Raw genomic sequence first — 508 nt, forward strand, 5'->3', positions numbered from 1 at the left:
TTAGGCGGCAATCTGGTTCCCACCAGAATTTGGTGGGAACCATAAGAAATGGAAATCAAGGCGCGGGGTCGCCGACGAGGCTCCAAAAATTACACGAAGGCGTTCCGCACGCAGGTCGTGGCCGATACACGGGACCCGACGCGCTCACTGGCAGAAGTTGCACGAGCGCATGGCCTGAACGCGAATCTTGTGTCGAAGTGGCGGCGGGATCAGGAGCGGACCGCGGCGTCCGCATCCGAGCCGGCCGAACTATTCCTGCCCATAGAGATGGCATCGCCGCCGATGCCGGAGCCGATTGGATCGTCCGGGCTCGTCATCGAATGTCGGGGCGTGCGCGTGTGTTTCGAAGGCAAGCCTGAGCCTGATGTCCTGCAGCTCGTGCTGGCGAGCTTGCTGGGAGTGGGTTCGTGATGCCGGGCCTTCCCGCTGGAACGCGGGTGTGGCTGGCTGCTGGCGTGACCGACATGCGCTCTGGCTTCAACAGCCTGGCCGCGAAGGTGCAGACCGT

At 63.2% G+C, this 508-nt stretch carries 1 protein-coding gene; it reads left to right on the plus strand.

Features of this window, described 5'->3' with window-relative positions; all coding sequences use genetic code 11:
• Positions 1–48: 48 nt before the first annotated feature.
• Entirely contained in the window at positions 49–411 is a 363-nt protein-coding gene (tnpA, locus tag J8I34_RS34370; RefSeq protein ID WP_209808625.1) for an IS66-like element accessory protein TnpA, read from the plus strand.
• Positions 412–508: the final 97 nt, after the last annotated feature.

The sequence above is a fragment of the Cupriavidus phytohabitans genome (assembly GCF_017815025.1).
Lineage (GTDB): Bacteria > Pseudomonadota > Gammaproteobacteria > Burkholderiales > Burkholderiaceae > Cupriavidus.

What these genes read in the sequence shown, in the direction of transcription:
- tnpA (WP_209808625.1), top strand. Translation starts at nt 49, where the DNA reads ATGGAAATCAAGGCGCGGGGTCGCCGACGAGGCTCCAAAAATTACACG.